The sequence below is a fragment of the Paractinoplanes rhizophilus genome, from assembly GCF_042664765.1.
In the GTDB taxonomy this organism is placed as follows: domain Bacteria; phylum Actinomycetota; class Actinomycetes; order Mycobacteriales; family Micromonosporaceae; genus Actinoplanes; species Actinoplanes rhizophilus.
Map to the genome: position 1 here is coordinate 92,820 of NZ_JBHTBJ010000017.1, position 23,203 is coordinate 116,022.

A 23,203-nucleotide genomic window follows, 5' to 3' on the forward strand; every position below is an offset into this window, starting at 1 on the left:
GGTGCACACGACGATCCCGCAGGCGCTCACGTCGGCCGTCCGGCGAGACCCCACCACTCCGCTGCTGACCTGGTACGACGACGCCTCCGGCGACCGCACCGAGCTGTCCGGCGCGACCTTGGACAACTGGGTGTCGAAGACGGCGAACCTCGTCGTCGACGGCCTCGGGCTGGGCCCCGGCGACACGGCCGCGGTGCTGCTCCCGCCGCACTGGCAGACGGCGGCGATCGCGCTGGGCGCGTGGTCGGCCGGCCTCGCGGTGGCCTTCCCGGGCCGCCCGCAGGCGGTGGATGCCCTGTTCGCCGGGGTGGAGCCGGTGACCGAGTGGCCGGCCACCGACCGGTTCGCCACCGGCCTGCTGCCGCTCGCCATGCCGCTGCGCGAGCTGCCGCCCGGTTCTGTCGACTATGTGACAGAAGTGCGCAACTACGGCGACCACTTCCGCGGCGCGCCGGTCTCGCCCGACGACCGCGCGCTGGCCGGCCCGGTCGAGCTGAGCCACCTCGCGGTGATGCGTACGGCCGCCGAGCGGGCGGCCGAGCTCGGCATCACCGCCGGCGACCGGGTGCTGGTCGACACCCGCGCCTATCCGGACCCGGCCGACTGGCTCTTCGCGCCGCTGGCCGTGGGCGCGTCGGTGGTGCTCTGCGCCAACCTGCACCCGGCCAAGCTGGACGCGCGCACCCTCGCCGAGAAGGTCACGGTCGTTCTTTCCGCCTGACCGCGGCGAGCTCCTCGAAGGCGACCAGCGAGTCCGGGTTGACCAGCGCGCCCTTGGCGGCGGCCGACTCGACCGGGGTGCCGGTGAGGATGCGCTTGACCGGGACCTCGAGCTTCTTCGCCGACAGGGTGCGGGGCACCGCCCGTACCTGAAAGATCTCGTCCGGAATGTGCCGCGGGGACAACGCGGTACGCAGCTCGCGGCGGATCGTGCCGACGAGCTCATCGGTCAGCTCGGCGCCGTCGGCGAGCACCACGAACAGCAGCAGCTCGCCGTTCGGGTTGCCGGCCTGCTCGAGGTGCACTACGACCGAGTCGACGACCTCGGGCAACGCCTCGACCACCGAGTAGAACTCGGCCGTGCCCAGGCGAACGCCGCCGCGATTGAGCGTCGCGTCGGAGCGGCCGGTGATCACGCAGCTGCCGTCCTCGCCGATGGTGATCCAGTCGCCGTGCCGCCAGACGCCCGGGAAGACGTCGAAGTAGGCCTCGCGGTAGCGCTTGCCGTCCGGGTCGTCCCAGAAGCCGACCGGCATGCTCGGCATCGGCGCGGTGATCACCAGCTCGCCGAGCTGGTCGATGACCGGGTTGCCGGCGGGGTCGTACGCCTCGACCCGGGCGCCCAGGCAGCGGCAGGCGATCACGCCCTCGCGGACCGGGTGCAGGGGACTGGCGCCGACGAAGCCGGTGCACACGTCCGTACCCCCGGAAAGTGACTGCAATTGCAGCTGCGTGCCCACCGCCTCGTAGACCCAGTCGAACCCTTCGGGAGGCAGGGGCGCGCCGGTGGAGCCGACCGCCTTGAGCCGCGATTTGCCGGGGCGCAGGCCGGCCTTGCGGCAGGCCATGAGGAAGGGAGCGCTGGTGCCGAAGTACGAGATATCCGCCTCGTCCACCAGATCCCACAACGTCGACATGTCGGGAAAGCCGGGGTTGCCGTCGAACATGACGATCGACGCGCCCACCGCCGGGCCGCTGACCAGGAAGTTCCACATCATCCAGCCGGTCGTGGTGAACCAGAAGAACCGGTCCTCCGGGCCCAGGTCGTGGTGCAGCGCCAGGATCTTGAGGTGCTCGAGGAGGATGCCGCCGTGGCCGTGCACGATCGGTTTCGGCAGGCCGGTGGTGCCCGAGCTGTAGAGCACGTAGAGCGGATGATCGAACGGAACCGGTTCGAAGGCGAGCGGCTCCTCGCCCGACAATCCGGGCCAATTGCTTATTTCAGGATTTAGGTAGCCAATGGTGATCACGTGCTCGATCGACGGGATGGCCGCGGTGATCGCGGCGGTCTCCTCGGCGCGCGAGATCGCCTTGTCGCCGTACTTGTAGCCGTCGACCGCGACGAGGACCTTGGGCTCGATCTGGCTCCACCGGTCGATCACGCTGCGGCTGCCGAACTCCGGCGCGCACGACGAGAAGACCGCGCCCAGGCTCGTGGCGGCCAGCATCAGCACGTAGGTCTCGGGGATGTTCGGGGCATAGGCCGCGACCCGGTCACCCTTGCCGACCCCGCGGGCCTTCAGCCCGGCACGCACGCTCCGCACCTGGTCGCGCAGCTGCCGCGCGGTCAGCCTGATCGGCCGGCGAGTTTGCGAGTACGCGATGACGACCGTGTCCTCGTCGTCGCGTCCCGGCATGCGCAGCACGTGCTCGGCATAGTTGAGCGTCGCGCCCGGGAACCATTTCGCCCCCGGCATGCTCGCGTCGGCCAGCACGGCCGTCGGCGGGTCGTGGCTGATCACCTCGAAGTAGTCCCAGATCGACTGCCAGAAGCCCGGCAGGTCGGTGACGGACCACTCCCACAGCCGCTCGTAGTTCGCGAAGTCGTGGCCGCGGCCCCGCAGCCAGCGCAGATAGTCACCGATGCGGGTGGTCTCGCGAACGTCGGCCGGCGGTTCCCACAGCACTGTGCCCGTCATGCACACACCTTAACTTTGCCTCAGTCGCGCCTTCTGCCGCCTCGGCCACGCCTTCTGCCGCCTCGGTCGCGCGTTCCGACCGCCGCCTCAGCCGCGCCTTTGAACGACCGATTCTGCGTGCGGCCGGCGCCGGTCGTCCATGTCCGGCGGCACCACACCCGGGACGCGACCGGGTTGCCGGGCCACATCGACGGGTGGCTGATCGGTCATCAACTGTGCCCGGCCGCCCGAGGCAATTTCGCCGCTTGTGCTGGTGCAGTTGACCATGAGGGGTCCGGGACGGCCCCACCGGAGGTTGCCCGGCGCGGGTAGCGTCCTGGAGCAGCACCCACCCGGGGAGTACACGTTGCGCCACATCAGGTCGATCCTCTATTCGCTCGTCCTGGCGCCGGCTGCCTGGGTGCTGACCGGTGTGGGCCTCACCGGCGACCTGACCGCCCGCGGCCGCGACGGCTTCGCCGTGGAAAACCTGACCGGGTTGCTGTTGCTCCTGCTGGCCGGCGCCGCCTACGGCATCCTCGTGCTCGGCCCGATCTCCCCGGCCGGTCCGCTGCTGGCCGGGCTGGCCTATCTGGCGATCGCCGCGTGGGCCCTGCTGGCCCCGTCGGCTTACGCCGACGTCTGGCCTCCGTCGGTGGCCAAGGACGGTTTCGACGTTTCGCGCCCCGGTTACGGCCTGGCCGCCTTGCTTGCGGTCCCGTTGATCTGTACGGCGTTGAGCGCCCGCCGCTGGGAGAAGTACGAGCCGCCGGTCCTGCCCTTGATCGGCCAGATCGGCCGCGCCCGCGGTGCCGCCCCGGCCCACGGCACCCCGCTGGCCGTCGTCCAGACCACGGTGATCGGCGCGCGGCCCGCTCTCCCGCACATGGACGCCGACCCCACGACCGTCCTGCGGGTTGCCTCACCCCCCGCCGACTCGACCACGATCGTGGTCGACGACGCCGCCGACGCCACTGCCCCCTTGCCCGGGCCTGCGCGCGACGATCTCACGGTCGCGGTGGGCTCCCCGGTCGCGCTCCCGGACGGCGCCGCCCCGTCGGACGAGAAAACGGTCGCAACCACACACGCCGACGCGCCCGACTCCGACGCAACGCCCGATTCCGATGCCGCCTCCGGATTCGATGCCGCCTCCGGATTCGATGCGGCCTCCGACTCTGATGCGGCCTCCGGTTCCGACGCGGCCTCCGGCTCTGACGCGACCTCGGGTTCCGACTCGGCGCTCGACTCCGACACGGCCGCCGAGGGTGAGACCGTCTCGGTGTTCAAGGCCGTCGTGCTGCCCGAGGCGGGGGACGAGCCCACCGCCGCCACCGAAGCGCCGCCGCACGAGGCTCCGGATGACGAGACGACCGTCGTGGCTTTCGTCGCCGACCCCGACAAGTCGACCGTCATTCCGCTGCCCGTGGCCGACGCCGACGAGCGCACCCAGGTCGTGCGGCTTCCGGTGGGCGACGCCGACGAGCGCACCCAGGTCGTGCGCCTCCCGGTAGGCGACTCGGCCGAAGTGGTGCACCTGCCCGTGGGCGGCAGCGATCCGGGGCGGCAGGTGGTGCCGTTCCCCGCGCCGGACCCGGAGGACAGCACCCAGGTCATCAAGCTCCCGAAGCCGGGCGACACCAGCCAGGTGTTGCAGTTCCCCGTGCGGTCCCCCGGCGCCGAGCCCGGTCACCGCACGCGCGACCTGTCCACCCGAGCCACCAGGGACGTGGGCGGCGACGAGACCCAGGTGATCCGCCTGGCGGACAAGACGGTCGACGACGAGAAGACCCAGGTGATCCGCCCGGCCCTGATCTCCCGCCCCGGCGACACCACGGACGTGCTCGCGTTCCGCCCGCCACCCCCGCGCGCCGATGCCCCGATCCCAAGGTCAATCACCGACACCGATGTCGACACCAAGACCGAGGCCTCGCCCGCGATCGCCGACGTCGAGGCCTCGCCCGCGATCGCCGACGCCACGCTCGCCGACGCCGGAGTGCCGGTCTCGACCGTTGAGGCCGCCGAGACCGCGGAAGCCGCCGAAGCCGACGCGCCGAGCTTGACCACCGAGACCGACGCGCCGAGTTCAATCGCCGAGGCCGAGGCCCCCCGCTTCGCCGAGGATCCCACCAGCCCGATCGTTCCGCCCTCCGCCGAGGATCACCAAGAGGCGACCCGCCCCGGCAAGCGCTCGTTGACCGTCCTGAACATGGAACGCCCCCAGGACGAACTCGCCGACGACCCGACCCGGCCCCTCGACATCCCCGCGCAGCGCGGCCCCAGCGAAACCGACTGACCGGCGACCCGACGCGCGCGCTCCGACAAACTGCGGCCACGCGCGCTCCGACAAACCGCCGCCACGCGCGCGCTCCGACAGACTGCGGCCACGCGCGCGATGCGACAAGCGGCGGAAGCTAGCGGTGCGCCAAACCGTGACGCGCCCGTCGTGTGCCAAGGCTTGACGCACGCGTCGCGTGTCAAAGCGTGACGCGCGCGTCGTGCGCCGAACCCTGACGCGCGTCGTGCGCTAAACCGGTGACGCGCGTCGTGCGCCAAACCGGTGACGCCCGCGGCCCGACAAACTGTGGGCGCGCGGTCAGACCAGGCGGGAGAGCGCCGGTGGGATCTGCCGCGCCGTGGCGGAGGCCAGCGGTGACGGGAGCTCGCCGGCGCGGAACCAGCCGAGCGCCGACGACTCGTCGCTGAGGTGTTCGGTGGCGCCGGCCGGGGCGTGGACCAGGAAGCGCACGTCGTAGTGCGTGGAACCGGTCGCGGGCGTGCCGTCGCCGGCGCCGCACCGGACGTCGTGGACGTCCACGTCGATCGGGTCGGGGTCCAGGGTCAGGCCGTCGATGCCGGACTCCTCGGTGGCCTCGCGCAACGCCGCCTCGGCCAGGGTGGTGTCGCCGGGCTCGCAGTGGCCGCCCAGTTGCATCCACTTGCCCAGCCGGCCGTGCAGGCAGAGCAGCACGCGGCCGTCGGCGTCCACCACCAGCGCGCTGGCCGTGAGATGCCCGGCCCGATGCGCCCGGGTCAGCGTCCCGGGGCCCTCCGCGAGCAACTCGAGGGCCCGCTTGCGAGCCAGGTCGCCCTCCTCGGTGGTGGCCCGCCACGCGGAGAGGACCCGCATCGCGTCCGCGTGCAGGACGTCACTCATCGGTTGCCCTCATCAGCGGGGCTGCTCATCGGTCGCTCTCGGGGGTCAGGGCGGACAGGTCGAGGCAGATGCCTTCCTTAGCGGGCCTGCTCATCGGTCGCTCTCGGGGGCAAGGGTAGACAGGTCGAGGCGGATGCCTTCCTTAGCGGGCCTGCTCATCGGTCGCTCTCGGGGGCAAGGGTGGACAGGTCGAGGCGGATGCCGTCCTCGTGGGGGAGGACGACCGTCGCTATCGACTCGGCGGCCAGGGCTGCCCGCAGCCGGTGGGCGTCGGCGCCCAACCGCATCAAGCCCGCCGGGGTGGTGTCGCGGGCGGTCAGGTGCAGCGCGGCGGTCGCGCCGTTGTGGGGCAGCACGTCGGCCGGCGTCACGGTGGTGCCTCGGGCCAGCACGGGGGCGACCGCGGCCAGCGCACGCCCGACCGCCTGGTCGTCGACCGGCAGACCGGCCAGCGCCCGCTCGCCGGCCTCGGGCAACAGCGCGGCGTCGAGCAGGCCGGCCGCGCGCGCCTCGGCGGTGCCCAGGCTGAACATGTCGCTCGCCGCGTCGCGCAGGAGGGCGCGAGCGCCCGGATCGGCATTCTCGCTCACACTTCGAAGAGCGCCCGCGGTGTCAGAGGGAAAGAAACCTCTGACCACGGCGACCGGTACCTGGTCGCATTTGCCCTTGACCAGCTCGCCGGCGGCGGCCAGCTCGTCGATCACGGCCATCTGGGTGACCTGCAGCTCGTTGCCGTACGGGTCGGTCTCGCCGCGGTGGTCGCGGAACGGGGCGATGCCGGCGGCGCCCAGGGCGACGTCGGTCTGGCCGTTGCGCCAGGCTCGGCCCATGGTGTCGGAGACGACGATCGCAACGTGCAGGCCGCGGGCGCGGAAGCCGTCGCGCAGGGCGCGGGCCGAGGCGTCGGGGTCGGCGGGGAGCAGGACCAGGTGGGTCTTGTCGACGTTGGACGCGTCTATGCCGGCGGCGGCCATCACGAAGCCGTGGCGGGTCTGGACGATCGCGGTGGGGCCGCGGCGGGCGACCACGCGGCGGGTCTCGGCGGCCAGGGCGGCGGCGCGGGCCGTGTCGCGCTCGGGCCCGTCGGCGGGGACCTCGACCAGGCGGCCCTCGGCCTTTGAGATGATCTTGCTGGTTACGACCAGGACGTCGCCGTCGGCCAGCCAGGGTGCCGCGGCGGCGATGAGCTCGACCAGGTCGTCGCCGGGAGTGATGTCGCCGATGCCGCGGACCGGCCGGATCTCGAGGCCGTCGGTGGCGGTCATGCCACACCGGCCAGGGCCAGGGCGTCGGCGACCATGTGGGCGGTGGCCTCCTCGGAGCTCATCCACAGCGGCACGGCGCGGGTCGGCACGCCGGGGACCTCGGCGCCCGCGTCCGACGTGTCGACCAGCCAGCCGTCGAGCAGGCCGTTGTCGCGGCGGGCGGCGTACAGCCCGCCGACGCCGGCGGCGCTCACCTCGACGCCCAGGGTGGCCAGGCATTTGTCGGCCATGCCGCGCACCGGGGAGGTGCCGATGATCGGGGAGACGCCGACGACGGGCGCCCGGCCGGTGGCGATCGCCTCGCGGATCGGCTCGACCGCGAGGATGGGGGCGATGCTGACCACCGGGTTGCTCGGGGCGAGCAGCACCACGTCGGCGCCGGCGATCGCGTCGATCACGCCGGGGGCCGGCTTGGCCGCGTCGGCGCCGACGAAGACGAAGCGGTGGGTGGGCAGGTCGCCGCGATAGCGGACCCACCACTCCTGGAAGTGGATCGCCTTGCGCTCGCCCTCGACGTCGACCACCACGTGCGTCTCGAGCCGGTCGTCGGTGGCCGGCAGCATGGTGAGCCCGGGTTTCCAGCGCTCGCACAGGGCGGCCGTGACCTGGGACAGGGGATAGCCGGCGGTGAGCATCTGCGTGCGTACCAAATGGGTGGCCGTGTCTTTGTCGCCCAGGCCGAACCACGACGGCTCGACGCCGTAGGCGGCGAGCTCCTGCTTGACCACCCAGGTCTCGCCGACCCGGCCCCAGCCCCGCTCGGGGTCGTGCGCGCCGCCCAGCGTGTACATCACGCTGTCGAGGTCGGGGCAGATCTGCAAGCCGTGCATGCGCACGTCATCGCCGACATTGACGACGGCCGTGACCTCGGCGCCGATCGCCCGGGCGTGCGCCCGCACGCCGACGAGGAATTTCGCACCGCCGATGCCACCGGTAAGGACCACGATCCGCATGTCGGCCATCCTCCCGCACGGGTATGACAGAACCGCCCGCCGGGTGTCCGGTGGCCGATGCGGCGGCGGTCTACGCTGGGCCGACCACAAATCGTCACGTCAGGGAGAAACCGTGACCAGCCAACCGCAGCCCGTGCCGGGCGAGGTCAAGACGGCCGGCCAGTACCTTCGCCCGCTCCGCGACCTCGCGGTGTACGCCCTGGTCGGTGCCGCCGCCATCTTCATTTTCCTGGCGCTGCTCGATCTGATCCCGGATGGGCAGGGCCAGTTCAGCTACCGCACGCAGGCCAGCTTCGGGGCCTTCGTCAATCTCGAGACGATCGGCTTCCCGCTGGCCGCGGTGCTGCTGGCGGTGCTGGTGCAGCCGCGGCACCCCAAGGCGCAGCTGATCGTGCTGGTCGCCGTCATCGAGTACGCGGTGATGGCGCTCTTCGGCATCGTCTTCGGCGTGTTCATCGGCCTGATCAACGAGGCCGACCACAACGGCGCCCGCAGCGCGCTGGAGGGCCTGCTCGCCCGGGTCGCCTGGCTGGCGGTGTTCGCCGTCGCGGCGTACGCCGTCTTCCAGATCTGGCGCAACATGTTCTACACGCCGCGCCCGAAGCAGCCGCAGCCCCAGCCGGGCATGTACGGCCAGCCCGCCTACAACCAGCCGGGCACGTACCCGGGTCAGCCGGGCTACGGTCCGCCGCCCGGCCAGCAGGGTCAACCGGGTCAACCGGGTCAGCCGGGCCAGCCGGGCTTCCCGCCGCCCCCGCCGCCCGGCGGCTACCCGCCGGCGCCCGGTCAGCAGGGCTACGGCCCGGGCGTGTACGGCCAGCCGGCCCCGGCCTGGAACCAGCCTGCCGCCCCGATTCCCCACCCGTCGGCCGGCCCCACCCAGCCGGTCCCGCCGGGCCCGTTCGCCCCGCCCCCGGCCTCGGCCGTCCCGGCGTCGGGCGTGCCGGCCCCGGCGTCGCCCGCCCCGGAGGCCCCGCCGGCATCGACCTACCCGGCATCGACCTACCCGGCCACGACCTACCCGGCGCCGGCCGAGCCCACCCAGGTGGTCCCGCAGGGCGAGATCAACGACCGCACCCAGAAACTGGGCGACGAACGTCCCGGTTTCGGCCCCGCCGACCAGGACCCGCCCCGTCCGTAGACCGATGTGCCCCGGGCGCCGCCGTGTCCTATTCCACTGCGCGCGCCCGGGCCCGACCGGCGCAACCCGCGACTTTCCGGCCTAGGCTGCACTGCGTGGTTGCAGCCAACGAGTCTTCAGTCCCGTCCACGGTGGCGCCGGGGGAGGAGCCGGTTCCGACCGACGCGAGCATCCGCCGCGCGCTGCGCCGCGCCGCGGACGGCAAGGCGCTGAACACCGATGAGGCGGTCGCCCTGCTGGCCGCGACCGGCGACCGGCTCGACGATCTGCTGGCGATCGCCGGCGGCATCCGGGACGCGGGCCTGCGCGAGGCCGGTCGGCCGGGCGTCGTGACGTACTCGAAAAAGGTCTTCATCCCGCTGACCCGGCTCTGCCGCGACCGGTGTCACTACTGCACGTTCGCCACCGTGCCGCACCGCCTGCCCGCCGCCTTCCTCGAGCGTGAGGAGGTCCTCGAGATCGCCCGCCAGGGCGCCGCGCAGGGCTGCAAGGAGGCGCTGTTCACGCTGGGCGACCGTCCGGAGGAGCGCTGGCCGGCCGCCCGGCAGTGGCTGGACGAGCGCGGCTACAACTCCACCCTCGACTACGTCCGGGCCTGCGCGATCGCCGTGCTGGAAGAGACCGGCCTGCTGCCGCACCTCAATCCGGGCGTGCTGAGCTGGGCCGACCTGCAGCGGCTGAAGCCGGTGGCGCCGAGCATGGGGATGATGCTGGAGACCACCGCGACCCGGCTGTGGTCCGAGCCGGGCGGCCCGCATTACGGCTCGCCCGACAAGGAGCCGGCGGTGCGCCTGCGGGTGCTCGACGACGCCGGCCGGGTGGGGGTCCCGTTCACCACCGGCATCCTGATCGGCATCGGCGAGACCCGGGCCGAGCGGGTGGACGCGATCTTCGCGATGCGGCGCACGGCCCGCGAGTTCGGCCACATCCAAGAGGTCATCATCCAGAACTTCCGGGCCAAGCCCGACACGGCGATGCGCGGGATGCCCGACGCCGAGCTGCGCGAGCTGGCCGCGACGGTGGCGGTGGCCCGGGTCATCATGGGCCCGCGGGCCCGCATCCAGGCCCCGCCCAACCTGATCGACGCCGAGTTCGCCCTGCTGCTGCGGGCCGGCATCGACGATTGGGGCGGCGTCTCGCCGGTGACCCCCGATCACGTCAACCCCGAGCGCCCGTGGCCACAGATCGAGCTACTGCGCGAAAAATCGGCCGAAGCCGGATTTGTCCTGCGGGAGCGGCTCACGATCTACCCCGAGTACGTCAAGCGCGCGAACGAGGGCTGGCTGGATCCGCGCCTGGCGCCGCATGTCAAGGCGTTGGCCGGCGCGGACGGCCTGGCCGACGAAAGCGCGTTGCCAGCCGGAAAACCGTGGCAGGAGCCCGATGACGCGATGGGAAGCGGGCGCATCGACCTGTTCGCCACTATCGACACGACGGGCCGCAGCGCGGCGAAAAGATCAGACTTCGACGACGTCTACGGCGACTGGAAAGAGGTCGCGGCCCACGTCAAGAGCGGCAGCGACAGCAGCACTCCCACCGATGTGCTGCAAGGCCTCAAACTGGCCGCCGAGGACCCGGCCGCGCTCCTGGAGAAGAAGAACGAGGACAAGGCGATGGCCTTGTTCAACGCCGACGGCAGCGCGCTGGACGAGCTGGCCCGCATCGCCGACGACCTGCGCAAGGAGGTCAACGGCGAGGACATCACCTACGTCGTCAACCGGAACATCAACTTCACCAACGTCTGCTACGTCGGCTGCCGGTTCTGCGCGTTCGCCCAGCGCGAGCAGGACGCCGACGCGTACCGGTTGAGCGTCGAGCAAGTTGCCGACCGGGCCGAGCAGGCGTGGCGGGACGGCGCTTCCGAGGTCTGCATGCAGGGCGGCATCGACCCCAAAATGCCGGTGACCGCGTACGCCGATCTGGTGCGCGCCGTGAAGCAGCGGGTGCCCGGCATGCACGTCCACGCGTACTCGCCGATGGAGATCGTCACCGGTGCCTCGAAGGCGGGCGTGCCGGTCAAGGAGTGGCTCGCCGAACTGCGCGAGGCGGGCCTCGACACGATCCCCGGCACCGCCGCCGAGATCCTCGACGACGACGTGCGCTGGGTGCTCACCAAGGGCAAGCTGCCGGCCAGCACGTGGGTCGAGGTCGTCACCGCGGCGCATCAGGTGGGCATCCGGTCCAGCTCGACCATGATGTACGGCCACGTCGACCACCCGCGGCAGTGGCTGGGCCACTTCCGGGTGCTGGCCGGCGTGCAGGACGTGACGGGCGGCTTCACCGAGTTCGTGGCGCTGCCGTTCATCCACACGAACGCCCCGATCTATCTGGCCGGGATCGCCCGCCCGGGCCCGACCTGGCGGGAGAACCGGGTCGTGCACGCGATGGCCCGCATCCTCCTGCACGGCCGGATCGGCAACATCCAGTGCTCCTGGGTGAAGCTCGGCGACGAGGGCACCAAGGCGATGCTCAACGGCGGCTGCAACGATCTCGGTGGCACGCTGATGGAGGAGACCATCTCGCGCATGGCCGGTTCCGAGCACGGCTCGGCCCGCACCGTCGCCGAGCTGAAGGAACTGGCCGCCTCGGCGGGCCGCCCGGCCGTGGAGCGCACCACGGTGTATGGCCGTCGTTAGGACAGACTCTGGCCCGAGATCACAAATCGGGTTAAATTGGGCGTGACGCGCCTCGGCGGCGTAACCCTGTGCGGCTCCGGAGAGATAGGGCTGGAACGGGACCACGACGCGCCGAAGGCGCGCCGGGGAAACGGGCCTATTTATCAGGTTCGGCTTGACGACGCACGTCTTACACGCGTGTAATTTCGGTGGGGTTGCGGGCAGGAGGGGTTCAAGGCCCGCAAAAAACACGCCGCGTGCGTGGGGGGTCAGCGCCGGCAGCGATGCCGGCGCGGAAATTGGGAGGCACGCCGATGGAAGCGCAGGTTGAAGGGGTAGACCTGCTCGGGGACGCGCCCGAGTGGCAGGAGCGGGCGCTGTGTTCGCAGACCGATCCGGAGGCCTTCTTTCCGGAGAAGGGCGGGTCGACCCGCGAGGCGAAGCGGATCTGCGGCCGCTGCGACGTCAAGGCCGAATGCCTCGAGTACGCGCTGGGCCACGACGAGCGCTTCGGCATCTGGGGCGGGCTGTCCGAACGCGAGCGCCGCAAGCTGAAGCGGCGCGTGGCCTGACCGAGGCCGGCCTTACGACAGCTCGTCGGGATCCACCCCGAGCAGGTTGGCGACCTGCTCGATGATCACATCGTGAACGAGGTCGGCGAGGTCCTCGCGGTCCATCGCCCGGAATTCCAGCGGCCGCCGGTAGAGCACGATCCGAGGGGGAAGCTCCTGCCGGCCGGGACGCCCGGGCAGCAGCCGGGCCAGCGGCACCTCGCCGTCCTCGAGCACGTCGGAGTCGTAGACGTTGAGGTCGGGGGGCACGTCCTCCACCGCGAACTCGACGCCGGCCAGCTCCTTGGCATACCGCCGCTCGAGGCTCTCGACCGTGTCGAGCACCAGGTCATCGAAGATCTCGGCCTTGGTGCGGGCGAGCGGGACGGTGGCCGGGACCAGCCGGCCGCGCAGGCCGCGACCGTGCCGATCGCGCCGGGCCGGGTGTCCGGGACCGGCTTTGCGCGTCGCCCTCTCGCTGCGGCGGCGCTCGGGGCTCGTGGTCACCCTGCAAGCCTAGTCCTCCGGCGGCGGCGCACGGTGGCAGCCGGGCTCCGCCGCGTGTCCCCCGAGGAGGGGCGGATGTTTTCGCCCCATCGAGTTGGCGTGTCGTCCGAATCGTGATGCGCGCGGGTCGGCGTGTCGCGCGGCAACGCCCCCCACGTGAGCCCGTGGGGCGATAACGTGCCGCCGTGAGGTCCCCACGGCGCTGCTCCCGGAACGGCTGTCCCCGACAGGCGGTCGCCACACTGACCTACGTCTACAGCGATTCGACCGCCGTCGTCGGCCCCCTCGCGGCGTTCGCCGAGCCACACACGTACGACTTGTGCGAGCCGCACGCGCGCAGCCTCACCGCCCCCCGCGGCTGGGAGCTCGTGCGGCACGACGGCGACTTCGCGCCCCCGCCCCCCACCACCGATGACCTGGTCGCGCTGGCCGACGCGGTGCGCGAGGCGGCCCGCCCGCCGGCCCCGCCGCCGCGCTCCGACGAGCGAGACCTGCCCGGCCACCAGACGGGCCGCCGCGGCCACCTGCGGGTCATCCCGCCGACGCACTGACGCCGACGCACTGGCCAGGCTCGGAAAGCGAGCGACCACTCATCACAGCGCGGTCAGCGCGTATCGCTTCTTGAGCCAGGGCACCAGCGTGCGGTAGGCCGCGATCGTGTCCGGCTGGGCGTAGTCGTGCGAGAGCACGATCGCCCCCGCGTGCGTGTTGTGCTCCACCCGCCGGATCACCTTGGCCCGGTGCTGTGCCGGCGTCTCGCCCTTCGGGTGGTCCCAGTCGCGCGGATCGACCTTCCAGTACAGCGAGCCCATGCCCATCGAGCCGGCGACCGCGACGACGCCGGGCGTGAAGTTGCCACCGGGCGCCCGGAAGTATTTGATCTTCGCGCCGGGCGCGGCCTTGCGGATCTCCGCATCGGTGCGCGCCATGTCGGCCCGGATCTGGGCGGCCGGCTTCTTGCCGAGCTCGAGGTCGTGCCCCCAGGTGTGGTTGCACAGGGTGTGCCCGGCGGCCACGATCTGCCGCACCAGCTCTGGATGCTTCCGCACATTGCGGCCCACCAGGCAGAACGTCGCGTGCACGTGGTGCTGCGCCAGCAACTTCAGGATCTGCGGCGTCTGCTTCGGATCGGGCCCGTCGTCGAAGGTGAGCGCCACGGCCTTGGTGCCGGTGGTCATCCTGCTGCCGGCCGGGCCGACGCCCTTGCGCGCCGACACCTTCCGGGCGACCGCCTTCTTGGACGGCGACGGCTTCGGCTTCGCCGGGCGTTTGGTCGCGCTGGGCGCCGAGACTGCCGGTTTCGCATCCGTACGCGATCCCGGCGTCGTGCCCGCGAAAGCCCGCCCGGCCAGACCCACCATGAGCACGGCAAGGCCGAACAGTAGCAGCTTCCGGGATTGCGGCAACCGCATCAAACCCTCCCCAGGCGGCTCGAGTGCCATCGGCGGCTCGAACCACGACAGTGCCTGCCGGGAGCGCTCCACCACCAGCCGCCCTGCGCGTCTTGGCATGCTTTCGGGAGCTATGTCACGCGAAAGAAGCGCCGGAATGCGGATATTTGCGGCCTTTTTGGACAGCCAGCGAATCAGCCGTTTCACACCAGGAAATACGTGCCGCTCGGTCACGCGGATGAATGCCCCCAAAATGGAGGCGTGGCGTAGCCATCCGGCTACGCCACGATCCCTCCCCCGGGAGACTCAGGACAGCTCGCCCAGCTCTTGTTCGCTGAGCAGGCGCGAACGGATGAGGAAACGCACGCCCTCGGGCGCCTCCAGCGAGAAGCCGGCGCCGCGCCCCGGGACCACGTCCACCGTCAAATGGGTGTGCTTCCACAGCTCGAATTGCGCGGCGGACATCCAGAAGGTGATCGGCTCGGCCACCCCGTCGATCCGCAGCGACTCGAGCAGCACATCGGACTGGCCGGTGCGGAACTCGCCCTCGAGGTAGCACATCGGCGAACTGCCGTCGCAGCACCCGCCGGACTGGTGGAACATCAGCGGGCCGTGCAGCTCCCGCAGCCGCCGCATCAGGTCGGCGGCCGCGGGAGTGACGTCCACCCGAGTTGCCTTCCCCGTCATCTCTAGAAGAAGCCCATCGCCTTGGGGCTGTACGACACCAGCAGGTTCTTCGTCTGCTGGTAGTGGTCCAGCATCATCTTGTGGTTCTCCCGGCCGATGCCGGACTGCTTGTAGCCACCGAACGCGGCGTGCGCCGGGTACAGGTGGTACGAGTTCGTCCAGACCCGCCCGGCCTTGATCGCGCGGCCGGCCCGGTAGGCGAGGTTGATGTCGCGGGTCCATACGCCGGCGCCGAGGCCGTACAGCGTGTCGTTGGCGATCTTGATGGCGTCCGCGTAGTCGGCGAACGACGCCACCGACACGACCGGCCCGAAGATCTCCTCCTGGAAGATCCGCATGGCGTTGTGGCCCTCGAAGACCGTCGGCTGCACGTAGTACCCGCCGGACAGGTCGCCCGGCAGCTCGGCCCGGCCGCCGCCGGCACGCACCTTGGCGCCCTCCTGCCGGCCGATGTCCAGGTACGACAGGATCTTCTCGAGCTGGTCGTTGGAGGCCTGCGCGCCGACCTGGGTGTCCGTGTCGAGCGGGTTGCCCTGCTTGAGGTTCTCGACCCGCTTCACCCCGGCCGCCAGGAAGTCCTGATAGATGGACTGCTGGATGAGCGCGCGGGACGGGCAGGTGCAGACCTCGCCCTGGTTGAGCGCGAACATCGAGAAGCCCTCGAGCGACTTGTCGAGGAAGTCGTCGTCCTCGCGGTTGACGTCGGCGAAGAAGATGTTCGGGCTCTTGCCGCCCAGTTCCAGGGTGACCGGGATCAGGTTCTCCGAGGCGTACTGCATGATCAGGCGGCCGGTCGTGGTCTCGCCGGTGAAGGCGACCTTGGCGACCCGGGGGGATGAGGCGAGCGGCTTGCCCGCCTCGACGCCGAAGCCGTTGACGATGTTGACCACGCCCGGCGGGAGCAGGTCGCCGATCAGCGACATCAGGTAGTGGATCGACGCCGGGGTCTGCTCGGCCGGCTTGAGCACGACCGCATTGCCGGCCGCCAGCGCGGGGGCCAGCTTCCAGGTCGCCATCAGGATCGGGAAGTTCCACGGGATGATCTGGCCGACCACGCCCAGCGGCTCGTGGAAGTGGTACGCGATGGTGTCGTCGTCGATCTCGCCGACCGTGCCCTCCTGGGCCCGGATCGCGCCGGCGAAGTAGCGGAAGTGGTCGATCGCGAGCGGGATGTCGGCGGCCAGCGTCTCGCGGACCGGCTTGCCGTTCTCCCAGGCCTCGGCGACGGCGAGCTTCTCGAGGTTCGCCTCCATCCGGTCGGCGATCTTGTTGAGGATGTTCGCGCGCTCGGCCACCGAGGTGCGGCCCCACGCGTCGGCGGCGCCGTGCGCGGCGTCGAGCGCCTTCTCCACGTCGTCGGCGGTGCCCCGGGCGATCTCGGTGAAGACCTGCCCGGTGACCGGCGACGGGTTCTCGAAGTACTGGCCCTTGGCCGGGGGGACGTACTCGCCGCCGATGTAGTTGTCGTACCGCGACTGGTAGCTGACGATCGAGCCGTCGGAACCGGGCGGGGAGTAGATGGTCATGGCAGTCCTTTGCACCTCTGGGGATCGGTGCTTGCGGACGTTAGTTACCGGAACGTTGCAACCCCGTTGCAAGCCCGTACTCGGCGGCCAGCTGGCGGATCCGGCCGGCGGCCAGCGGGCGGGCCGGCGCGCCCGGCGGCAGGACCTTGGCGTACTCCTCCCACACGTGCAGGTCGTCGGCGCCCCACGGGGCCCGTAGCCAGGCGCGCAGCAGGGCCCGGTCGCGGGACGCGAGGACGGCCGCGCGCAGCTGGCCGTCGATGAGCCGGCGCATCCGGGTCACGCCGGGCGCGTCCGAGCCGGGCAGCAGCGGTCCCGCGTACTCCGCCAGGGCCTGCGCGACCCGGCCTTGCTCGAGCAGGCGGGTCACCGCCCGGAAATCGGCGTCCAGGGCGGCGCGCAGCCGATAGGGGCGCGACTCGAGCAGTTCCGGCCCCAGCGCCCGGCGCAACCGCGACAGCTCGGCGCGCACGGTCACCGGGCTCGCGGCGTCGCCATAAAGATCAAGACCAAGTTCCTCACCGGTACGCCCCTCCGGGTGCGCCAGAAGCAGGACGACCAGCTCGGAGTGCCGGCGGCCGAGCCGGCGCCGCGCCCCGCCGAAGGTCAGCGTGGCCTCGTCGCGCCCGAGCGCGGTCACCCGCCCCGCGACGCCGGGCGGCGTCGTCTCGAAGCCGGCCGCCGGCGCGAGCCGGTGGCTGCCCAGCCGGGCCTCCGCCGCCATCGCGGTGGCCCGGACCAGGGCGAGGCTGTTCGGGTTGGCCAGGTGATCGCCGCCGGTCACGTCGATCGCGCCCAGCAGACGCCCGGTGCCGGGGTCGTGGATCGGCGCGGCCGCGCACGTCCAGCGCTGCACCGACCGGCTGAAATGCTCGGTCGCGAAGATCTGCACCGAGTGGTCGATGGCGATCGCGGTGCCGGGCGCGTTGGTGCCGGCGTGCTGCTCGTCCCATCGGGCGCCGGGCACGAAGTTCATCCGCTCGGCCCGGCGCAGCGCCGAGCCGGCCCCCTCGACCCAGAGCAGCCGCCCGTACGCGTCGCAGACCGCCATCAGGTGGTCGCCGTCCTCGGCCAGCCCACCCAGCAGGTCGCGGAAGAGCGGCAGCGCCCGTGCCAGCGGGTGCGCCGCGCGGTACTCCGCCAGCTCGTCGTCGCCCAGCTCGATCGGCGCGGTGCGGTCGGGATCGGACAGCGCGTCGGCCGAGCGCCGCCAGGACTCCGCGACCACCGATCGGATCTGCGGAACCACGAGGTCGCCGGACAGGAAGCGCTCGTGGGCCCGCCCCACCTGGCGGATGCGCTCGGCGGGATCGGCGCCGTGATCGAGGGCGATCCACGGGTTGGCCACGGGGCACCTCCAGTTCCCCCATCGTGACCGGCCTCACGTCGTCCGACAAGTTCACGCGTAACAGTGGTGCTGCCCGAATGCCATCCGGACGTTTCCGTTGCTCCGTTACTCTCGGCGGGAGTTACCTGGCTGAGGGGGAGAGTTGTCCGATCTGTCCAAGCTCGTCAAGGCCTACGATGTGCGCGGCGTTGTGCCCGACCAGCTCAACGAGTCGGTGGCCCGCGCGCTCGGCACGGCCTTCGTCGAGATGTTGCGCGAGTCGGGTGACGACGCCGATCAGATCGTGATCGCCCACGACATGCGGGAGTCCGGCCCCGGCCTGTCCGCCGCGTTCGGCCGCGGGGTCAACGCCGCCGGCGCCGCCGTGCTCGGCATCGGCCTGGCCTCGACCGACGAGCTCTACTACGCCTCCGGCTCGCTCGGCCTGCCCGGCGCGATGTTCACCGCCAGCCACAACCCCGCCCGGTACAACGGCATCAAGCTGTGCCGGGCCGGCGCCCGGCCGGTCGGGCAGGACAGCGGCCTGGCCGTGGTCCGCCGCCGCGCCGAGCAGCTGCTCGCCGATCTCAACGCGAAGGCCGACGGCCCGGCCCGGGTGGAGACCCGTGACCTGTTGCGCGACTACGCCGCGCACCTGCGCTCGCTGGTCGACCTCTCCGGCATCCGGCCGCTCAAGGTCATCGTGGACGCCGGCAACGGCATGGGCGGCTACACGGTGCCCGCCGTGCTCGGCGACCAGGTGCTGCCGGCCCTGCCGCTGACCATCGTGCCGATGTACTTCGAGCTCGACGGCTCGTTCCCCAACCACGAGGCCAACCCGCTCGACCCGGCCAACCTGGCCGACCTGCAGCGGGCCATCCGCGAGCAGGGGGCCGACATCGGCATCGCGTTCGACGGCGACGCCGACCGCTGCTTCATCATCGACGAGAACGGCGACCCGGTCTCGCCGTCCGCGATCACCGCGCTGGTCGCCGTGCGCGAGCTGGCCAGGTTCCCGGGCAGCACGGTCATCCACAACCTGATCACCTCGGCCGCGGTGCCCGAGATCATCACCGAGCACGGCGGCAAGCCGGTACGCAGCCGGGTCGGCCACTCGTTCATCAAGGCCGAGATGGCCCGCACCAACGCGGTCTTCGGCGGCGAGCATTCGGCGCACTACTACTTCCGCGACTTCTGGTTCGCCGACACCGGCATGCTGGCCGCCATGCACGTGCTGGCCGCGCTCGGCGGTCAGGAGCGCCCGCTGTCCGAGCTGGGCGCCGAGTACGAGCGGTACGCCGCCTCCGGCGAGATCAACTCCACGGTGGCCGACGTGCCGGCCAAGGTCGAGGAGGTCCGCTCGGCCTTCCCGGGCGCCGCCGTCGACGAGCTCGACGGCATGACCGTGACCCTGCCGGACGGCGCGTGGTTCAACCTGCGCGCCTCCAACACCGAGCCACTGCTGCGGCTGAACGTCGAAGCGCCCAAGCCGGATCGCATGGCATCCCTACGTGACGAAGTGCTGGCCATCGTCCGCCGGTAGGATCTGGGGCCTACTGTTCCGTAACACCGTAAGGAGTCGTTCGGTGGCCCTCGATCCGCAGTTGCTGGACATCCTGGCCTGCCCGGACACGCATCACGCGCCGTTGACGTACGACGCCGGGGCGCAGACCCTGACCTGTACGGAGTGCGGACGCGTTTTCGAGGTCCGCGACGACATCCCGGTGCTGCTGCTCGACGAGGCCCGCCGGCCCTCGGCGGAGGCCAACTGATGGCGGGAGTGAACGGGCACCGGGTGGCCGACGAGTCGCTGCTCGACGACGAGAAGTCGATGCTCGACAACGACCCGGGCGGCATGCTGCGGGCCACCGCGTCGGCGGGCGCCCAGGTGCGCGAGTCGGCGGCGCTGGCCGCCGAGACCGACCTGACCGTGCTGGCCGACGAGGGCCGCCCGCGCGCGGTCGTCGTCGCCGGCATCGGCACCGCCGGCCTGACCGGCAACATCCTGGCCACCGTGGCCGGCCACCGCTGCCCGGTGCCGATCATCGGGCACCGCAGCGCCGGCATCCCGGGCTGGGTCGGCGCGGCCGACGTGGTCTTCGCGGTGAGCGCCTCCGGCCGCAGCCCCGAGGCCCTCGCCGCGGCCGAGGCGGCGGTCCGCCGCGGCGCCCGCCTGATCGCGATCGGCAACCCCGACACCGAGCTGCAGGCGATGGCCGAGCGGGCCCGCGCGCCGTTCATCCCGGTGCCCCGCCGCGCCCCGGCCCGCGCCAGCCTCTGGGGCCTCGCGGTCCCGGTGCTGCTGGCCGGCCGCGCCCTTGGCCTGGTCAAGGTCAACGAGGCCGACCTGGCCGAGACCGCCACCCGGCTGGACGCCGACGCCGAGCGCTGCCGTCCGAGCGCCGACTCGTTCGTCAACCCGGCCAAGGCGCTCGCGCTCGGCCTGGCCGGCTCCATCCCGATCGTCTGGGGCTCGTCCCCGCTGGCCACCGTCGCGGCCCGGCGCTTCGCCGACACGCTCGCCGCGAACGCGCGCTACCCGGTGATGGCCGGCGCGCTGGGCGAGGTCGGCCGCGGCCGGGTCGGCCTGCTCGACGGCGTCTTCGGCGGACTGGCCGAGTCGTCGCGCGACATCTTCGCCGACCCCGGCGACGAGCGCGACGACGACGCCACCCGCCTGCGGCTGGTGGTCCTCCGCGACGGCGGCCTCAACCCCGAGGACGACGCCGACGAGCCGGTCGCCGTCGAGGAGCGCCGCGCCGAGGCGGTGCAGACCCTTGCCGAGCGGCGCGGCGTGCGCTGCGACGTGCTCACCGCCGAGGGCGGCTCGGCGATCGAGCGGCTCGCCTCGCTCACCGCGGTGCCCGATTTCGCGTCTCTGTACCTCGCGCTGGCGCACGGGCTCGACCCGATGGCCGTACCCGCGATCAGCGAGATGAAGGAGCTGTCCAACCCCATGCCGGAAGGTATCCAATGAGCGCCGAGGGCGGGACCCGGGCGATCATCGCCGCGCTGACGGCGAACCTGGGCATCGCGGTCACCAAGTTCGTCGCCTGGCTGCTCACCGGCTCGTCGTCGATGCTGGCCGAGGCGATCCACTCGGTGGCCGACTCGGGCAACCAGCTCCTGCTGCTGATCGGCGGCAAGCAGTCGCGGCGCCGGGCCACCCCCGAGCATCCCTTCGGCTACGGCCGGGAGCGGTACATCTACGCGTTCATCGTGTCGATCGTGCTGTTCAGCGTCGGCGGCCTGTTCGCGCTCTACGAGGGCTACCACAAGATCCAGCACCCCGAGGCGATCCACTCGTGGCAGTGGGTGCCGATCGTCGTGCTGGTCATCGCGATCGGCCTCGAGGGCTATTCGTTCATGACCGCGATCAAGGAGTCCAACCACACCCGCGGCAAGACCACCTGGGTCAACTTCGTGCGCCGGGCCAAGGCGCCCGAGCTGCCGGTGGTGCTGCTCGAGGACGCCGGCGCCCTGATCGGCCTGATCCTCGCGCTGTTCGGCGTGGTGCTCACGCTGATCACCGGCGACGGCGTGTGGGACGGCATCGGCACCGGGGCCATCGGCCTCCTGCTGGTCGCCATCGCGGTGGTCCTGGCGATCGAGACCAAGAGCCTGCTGATCGGCGAGGGCGCCACCCCCGAGGACACCCGGAAGATCGAGGCGGCGATCCTGGCCGGCCCCGGCATCGAGCGGATCATCCATATGAAGACGCTGCACCTCGGCCCCGAGGAGCTGCTGGTCGCCGTCAAGATCGCGGTGCCGCGCACCGAGCGCGCCGACGAGCTGGCGCAGCACATCGACGAGACCGAGAGCCGCATCCGCGAGGCGCTGCCGATCGCCCGGGTCATCTACATCGAGCCCGACATCTACCACGAGCGGAAGGCGCAGTCGGCGGCGGCCGAGGGCGCCACGGCCACGGCCGGCTCCTGATAATTTGCCGCTTATGACCGTGTATCCGCTGACCGGCGTGATCCGCCCCTACGCGTGGGGCTCGCACACCGCGATCGCCGACCTCCAGGGCCGTCCCGGCCCGACCGAGGCCCCCGAGGCCGAGCTGTGGCTGGGCGCCCACCCCGACGACCCGTCCACGGTCGGCGGGTCCGCGGGCGGCGTCCGCCTCGACACGCTCATCGCCGGCAGCCCGGCGGACCAGCTGGGGGAGCAGGTGCTGGCCCGTTTCGGCCCGCGGTTGCCGTTCCTGCTCAAGGTGCTGGGCGCCGACGCCCCGCTGTCCCTGCAGGCCCACCCCGGCCTCGAGTACGCCCGCGCCGCGTTCGCCCGCCAGCAGGCCGACCCGGCGCTGCCCCGGAACTACACCGACGCCAACCACAAGCCCGAGATGCTGGTGGCGCTCACCCCGTTCGAGGCCCTGTGCGGCTTCCGGGCGCCCGCCGCGGCCGCCGACACCCTCGAGTCGCTGGCGATCCCGTCGCTGGAGCCGGTCGTCAAGTCGCTGCGCGACGGCGACCTGCGCGCCGCGGTCGAGACCCTGCTGACCTGGCCCGCCGACGACCGCGAGGCTTTGACCGGCGCGGTCCGCGAGTCGGGCGTCTCCGAGCTGGCCGCCGACCTGGCCGAGCGCTATCCCGGCGACCCCGGCGTGCTGGTCGCGCTGCTGCTCAACCACGTTCGGCTGCAGCCCGGCGAGGCCATCTGGATGCCCGCCGGCAACCTCCACGCCTACCTCAAGGGCCTCGGCGTCGAGCTGATGGCGGCGAGCGACAACGTCCTGCGCGGCGGCCTCACCCCCAAGCGCGTCGACGTGGACGAGCTGCTCCGGGTGCTGCGCTTCGAGGTCCTCGACGACCCGATTCTCCGCTCGGTCGAGGTCGCCCCCGGCGTCCGGACGTGGCCGGTCCCGATCCCCGACTTCGTCCTGTACCGCGTCGACCTCGACGGCACCCGCCCACCGCTGGAGGTTCCGGCCGGCGGCCCGCGCATCATCCTGGCCACGGCGGGCGAGCTTTTCGCCGGCGAGTCGGTCGACGGCACCCCGATCGAGCTGTCCCGTGGCCAGGCGGCGTTCGCCCCGGCCGGCGCCGGCCAGATCAAGCTGGCCGGCACCGGCCAGGCGTTCGTGGCCGCCGTCCCCGTCTGACGTACTCCAGGCGTGTCGGTCACGCTCTTTTTCGGTACGAGCCTCGCCCGGAACCCCCACCGCAGCAGCCACCGACCCGGCGCGCCCCGCGACCCAGGCGACACTCGCGCCCGTGCCGCGACCGCCGGGCTGAGCTCGGGGGCAAACGCGCTGAAGCCTGATGAGTTGCTGTTCGCGTGGGGCGGCGACTCATCAAGATCCGGGGCAGCGGGTGCCGGGCGCTCCCGAGGGGTGATGAGTTGCTGTTCGCGTGGGGCGGCGACTCATCAAGATCCGGGGCAGCGGGTGCCGAGCGCTCCCGAGGGGTGATGAGTTGCTGTTCGCGTGGGGCGGCGACTCATCAAGATCCGGGGCAGCGGGT

General features: G+C 71.9%; 20 protein-coding genes. 11 read left to right on the plus strand and 9 right to left on the minus strand.

Annotation, left to right across the window (positions count from 1 at the left end; translation table 11 throughout):
• Window position 1 precedes the first annotated feature (1 nt).
• Window positions 2-721, plus strand: coding sequence for a TIGR03089 family protein (locus tag ACFQS1_RS22825; protein ID WP_378971649.1), 720 nt, complete (start codon window positions 2-4; stop codon window positions 719-721).
• Here ACFQS1_RS22825 and ACFQS1_RS22830 read toward each other — a convergent pair.
• Window positions 699-2,639, minus strand: coding sequence for an acetoacetate--CoA ligase (locus ACFQS1_RS22830; protein WP_378971651.1), 1,941 nt, complete (start codon window positions 2,637-2,639; stop codon window positions 699-701). The genes ACFQS1_RS22825 and ACFQS1_RS22830 overlap by 23 nt on opposite strands.
• Before the next feature lie 346 nt (window positions 2,640-2,985).
• Between ACFQS1_RS22830 and ACFQS1_RS22835 the strand changes: the two genes are divergently transcribed.
• Window positions 2,986-4,911, plus strand: coding sequence for a hypothetical protein (locus ACFQS1_RS22835; protein ID WP_378971653.1), 1,926 nt, complete (start codon window positions 2,986-2,988; stop codon window positions 4,909-4,911).
• Between the two features lie 300 nt (window positions 4,912-5,211).
• On the opposite strand, the gene ACFQS1_RS22840 is transcribed toward ACFQS1_RS22835, so the two are convergent.
• The 3 genes from ACFQS1_RS22840 to cofD form a co-directional block, all read right to left on the minus strand.
• A complete protein-coding gene (locus ACFQS1_RS22840) occupies window positions 5,212-5,772 on the minus strand; it encodes an NUDIX hydrolase (RefSeq protein WP_378971656.1) in 561 nt (186 codons plus the stop codon).
• Window positions 5,773-5,927: 155 nt separating this feature from the next.
• A complete protein-coding gene (locus tag ACFQS1_RS22845) occupies window positions 5,928-7,037 on the minus strand; it encodes a coenzyme F420-0:L-glutamate ligase (RefSeq protein WP_378971659.1) in 1,110 nt (369 codons plus the stop codon).
• Entirely contained in the window at window positions 7,034-7,990 is a 957-nt protein-coding gene (gene cofD, locus ACFQS1_RS22850; RefSeq protein WP_378971661.1) for a 2-phospho-L-lactate transferase, read from the minus strand. The genes ACFQS1_RS22845 and cofD overlap by 4 nt, the downstream gene beginning before the upstream one ends.
• A gap of 112 nt (window positions 7,991-8,102) precedes the next feature.
• Here cofD and ACFQS1_RS22855 point away from each other — a divergent pair, with 112 nt between their 5' ends.
• The 3 genes from ACFQS1_RS22855 (at window position 8,103) to ACFQS1_RS22865 (ending at window position 12,318) form a co-directional block, all read left to right on the plus strand.
• Window positions 8,103-9,131 (plus strand): hypothetical protein, encoded by a 1,029-nt coding sequence (locus tag ACFQS1_RS22855; RefSeq protein ID WP_378971664.1) that lies wholly within the window; start codon window positions 8,103-8,105, stop codon window positions 9,129-9,131.
• 131 nt (window positions 9,132-9,262) lie between these two features.
• Window positions 9,263-11,767, plus strand: coding sequence for a bifunctional FO biosynthesis protein CofGH (locus ACFQS1_RS22860; RefSeq protein ID WP_378971768.1), 2,505 nt, complete (start codon window positions 9,263-9,265; stop codon window positions 11,765-11,767).
• Between the two features lie 293 nt (window positions 11,768-12,060).
• Entirely contained in the window at window positions 12,061-12,318 is a 258-nt protein-coding gene (locus ACFQS1_RS22865; RefSeq protein ID WP_015619224.1) for a WhiB family transcriptional regulator, read from the plus strand.
• Window positions 12,319-12,330: 12 nt separating this feature from the next.
• On the opposite strand, the gene ACFQS1_RS22870 is transcribed toward ACFQS1_RS22865, so the two are convergent.
• On the minus strand, window positions 12,331-12,804 hold the full coding sequence (locus tag ACFQS1_RS22870; protein ID WP_378971666.1) for a metallopeptidase family protein: 474 nt from the start codon (window positions 12,802-12,804) through the stop codon (window positions 12,331-12,333).
• Between the two features lie 185 nt (window positions 12,805-12,989).
• Between ACFQS1_RS22870 and ACFQS1_RS22875 the strand changes: the two genes are divergently transcribed.
• On the plus strand, window positions 12,990-13,355 hold the full coding sequence (locus ACFQS1_RS22875) for a DUF3499 domain-containing protein (RefSeq protein WP_378971668.1): 366 nt from the start codon (window positions 12,990-12,992) through the stop codon (window positions 13,353-13,355).
• 42 nt (window positions 13,356-13,397) lie between these two features.
• On the opposite strand, the gene ACFQS1_RS22880 is transcribed toward ACFQS1_RS22875, so the two are convergent.
• From ACFQS1_RS22880 to ACFQS1_RS22895, 4 genes are all read right to left on the minus strand, one after another.
• Window positions 13,398-14,216 carry a polysaccharide deacetylase family protein gene (locus ACFQS1_RS22880; RefSeq protein ID WP_378971671.1) on the minus strand — a complete coding sequence of 273 codons (819 nt, stop codon included), beginning with the start codon at window positions 14,214-14,216 and terminating at the stop codon, window positions 13,398-13,400.
• Window positions 14,217-14,501: 285 nt separating this feature from the next.
• Window positions 14,502-14,882, minus strand: coding sequence for a DUF779 domain-containing protein (locus ACFQS1_RS22885; RefSeq protein WP_378971674.1), 381 nt, complete (start codon window positions 14,880-14,882; stop codon window positions 14,502-14,504).
• 2 nt (window positions 14,883-14,884) lie between these two features.
• Window positions 14,885-16,408: an aldehyde dehydrogenase gene (gene adh, locus ACFQS1_RS22890; RefSeq protein WP_378971677.1), complete on the minus strand. Its 1,524-nt coding sequence runs from the start codon at window positions 16,406-16,408 to the stop codon at window positions 14,885-14,887.
• A gap of 40 nt (window positions 16,409-16,448) precedes the next feature.
• On the minus strand, window positions 16,449-17,756 hold the full coding sequence (locus ACFQS1_RS22895; RefSeq protein ID WP_378971679.1) for a GAF domain-containing protein: 1,308 nt from the start codon (window positions 17,754-17,756) through the stop codon (window positions 16,449-16,451).
• A 142-nt stretch (window positions 17,757-17,898) separates the two neighbouring features.
• Here ACFQS1_RS22895 and ACFQS1_RS22900 point away from each other — a divergent pair, with 142 nt between their 5' ends.
• From ACFQS1_RS22900 to manA, 5 genes are read left to right on the plus strand one after another with little or no spacing between them, the layout of a single operon-like run.
• Window positions 17,899-19,278, plus strand: coding sequence for a phosphomannomutase/phosphoglucomutase (locus ACFQS1_RS22900; protein WP_378971681.1), 1,380 nt, complete (start codon window positions 17,899-17,901; stop codon window positions 19,276-19,278).
• A 43-nt stretch (window positions 19,279-19,321) separates the two neighbouring features.
• The gene (locus ACFQS1_RS22905; protein WP_378971684.1) at window positions 19,322-19,507 is read left to right on the plus strand and encodes a Trm112 family protein; all 186 of its coding nucleotides are present in this window, start codon (window positions 19,322-19,324) and stop codon (window positions 19,505-19,507) included.
• A complete protein-coding gene (locus ACFQS1_RS22910) occupies window positions 19,507-20,712 on the plus strand; it encodes an SIS domain-containing protein (protein ID WP_378971686.1) in 1,206 nt (401 codons plus the stop codon). Before ACFQS1_RS22905 ends, ACFQS1_RS22910 begins: the two co-directional genes overlap by 1 nt.
• On the plus strand, window positions 20,709-21,674 hold the full coding sequence (locus ACFQS1_RS22915) for a cation diffusion facilitator family transporter (RefSeq protein ID WP_378971689.1): 966 nt from the start codon (window positions 20,709-20,711) through the stop codon (window positions 21,672-21,674). The genes ACFQS1_RS22910 and ACFQS1_RS22915 overlap by 4 nt, the downstream gene beginning before the upstream one ends.
• Window positions 21,675-21,687: 13 nt before the next feature.
• Complete coding sequence (gene manA, locus ACFQS1_RS22920; protein WP_378971691.1) at window positions 21,688-22,842, plus strand: mannose-6-phosphate isomerase, class I; 1,155 nt, start codon at window positions 21,688-21,690, stop codon at window positions 22,840-22,842.
• Window positions 22,843-23,203: the final 361 nt, after the last annotated feature.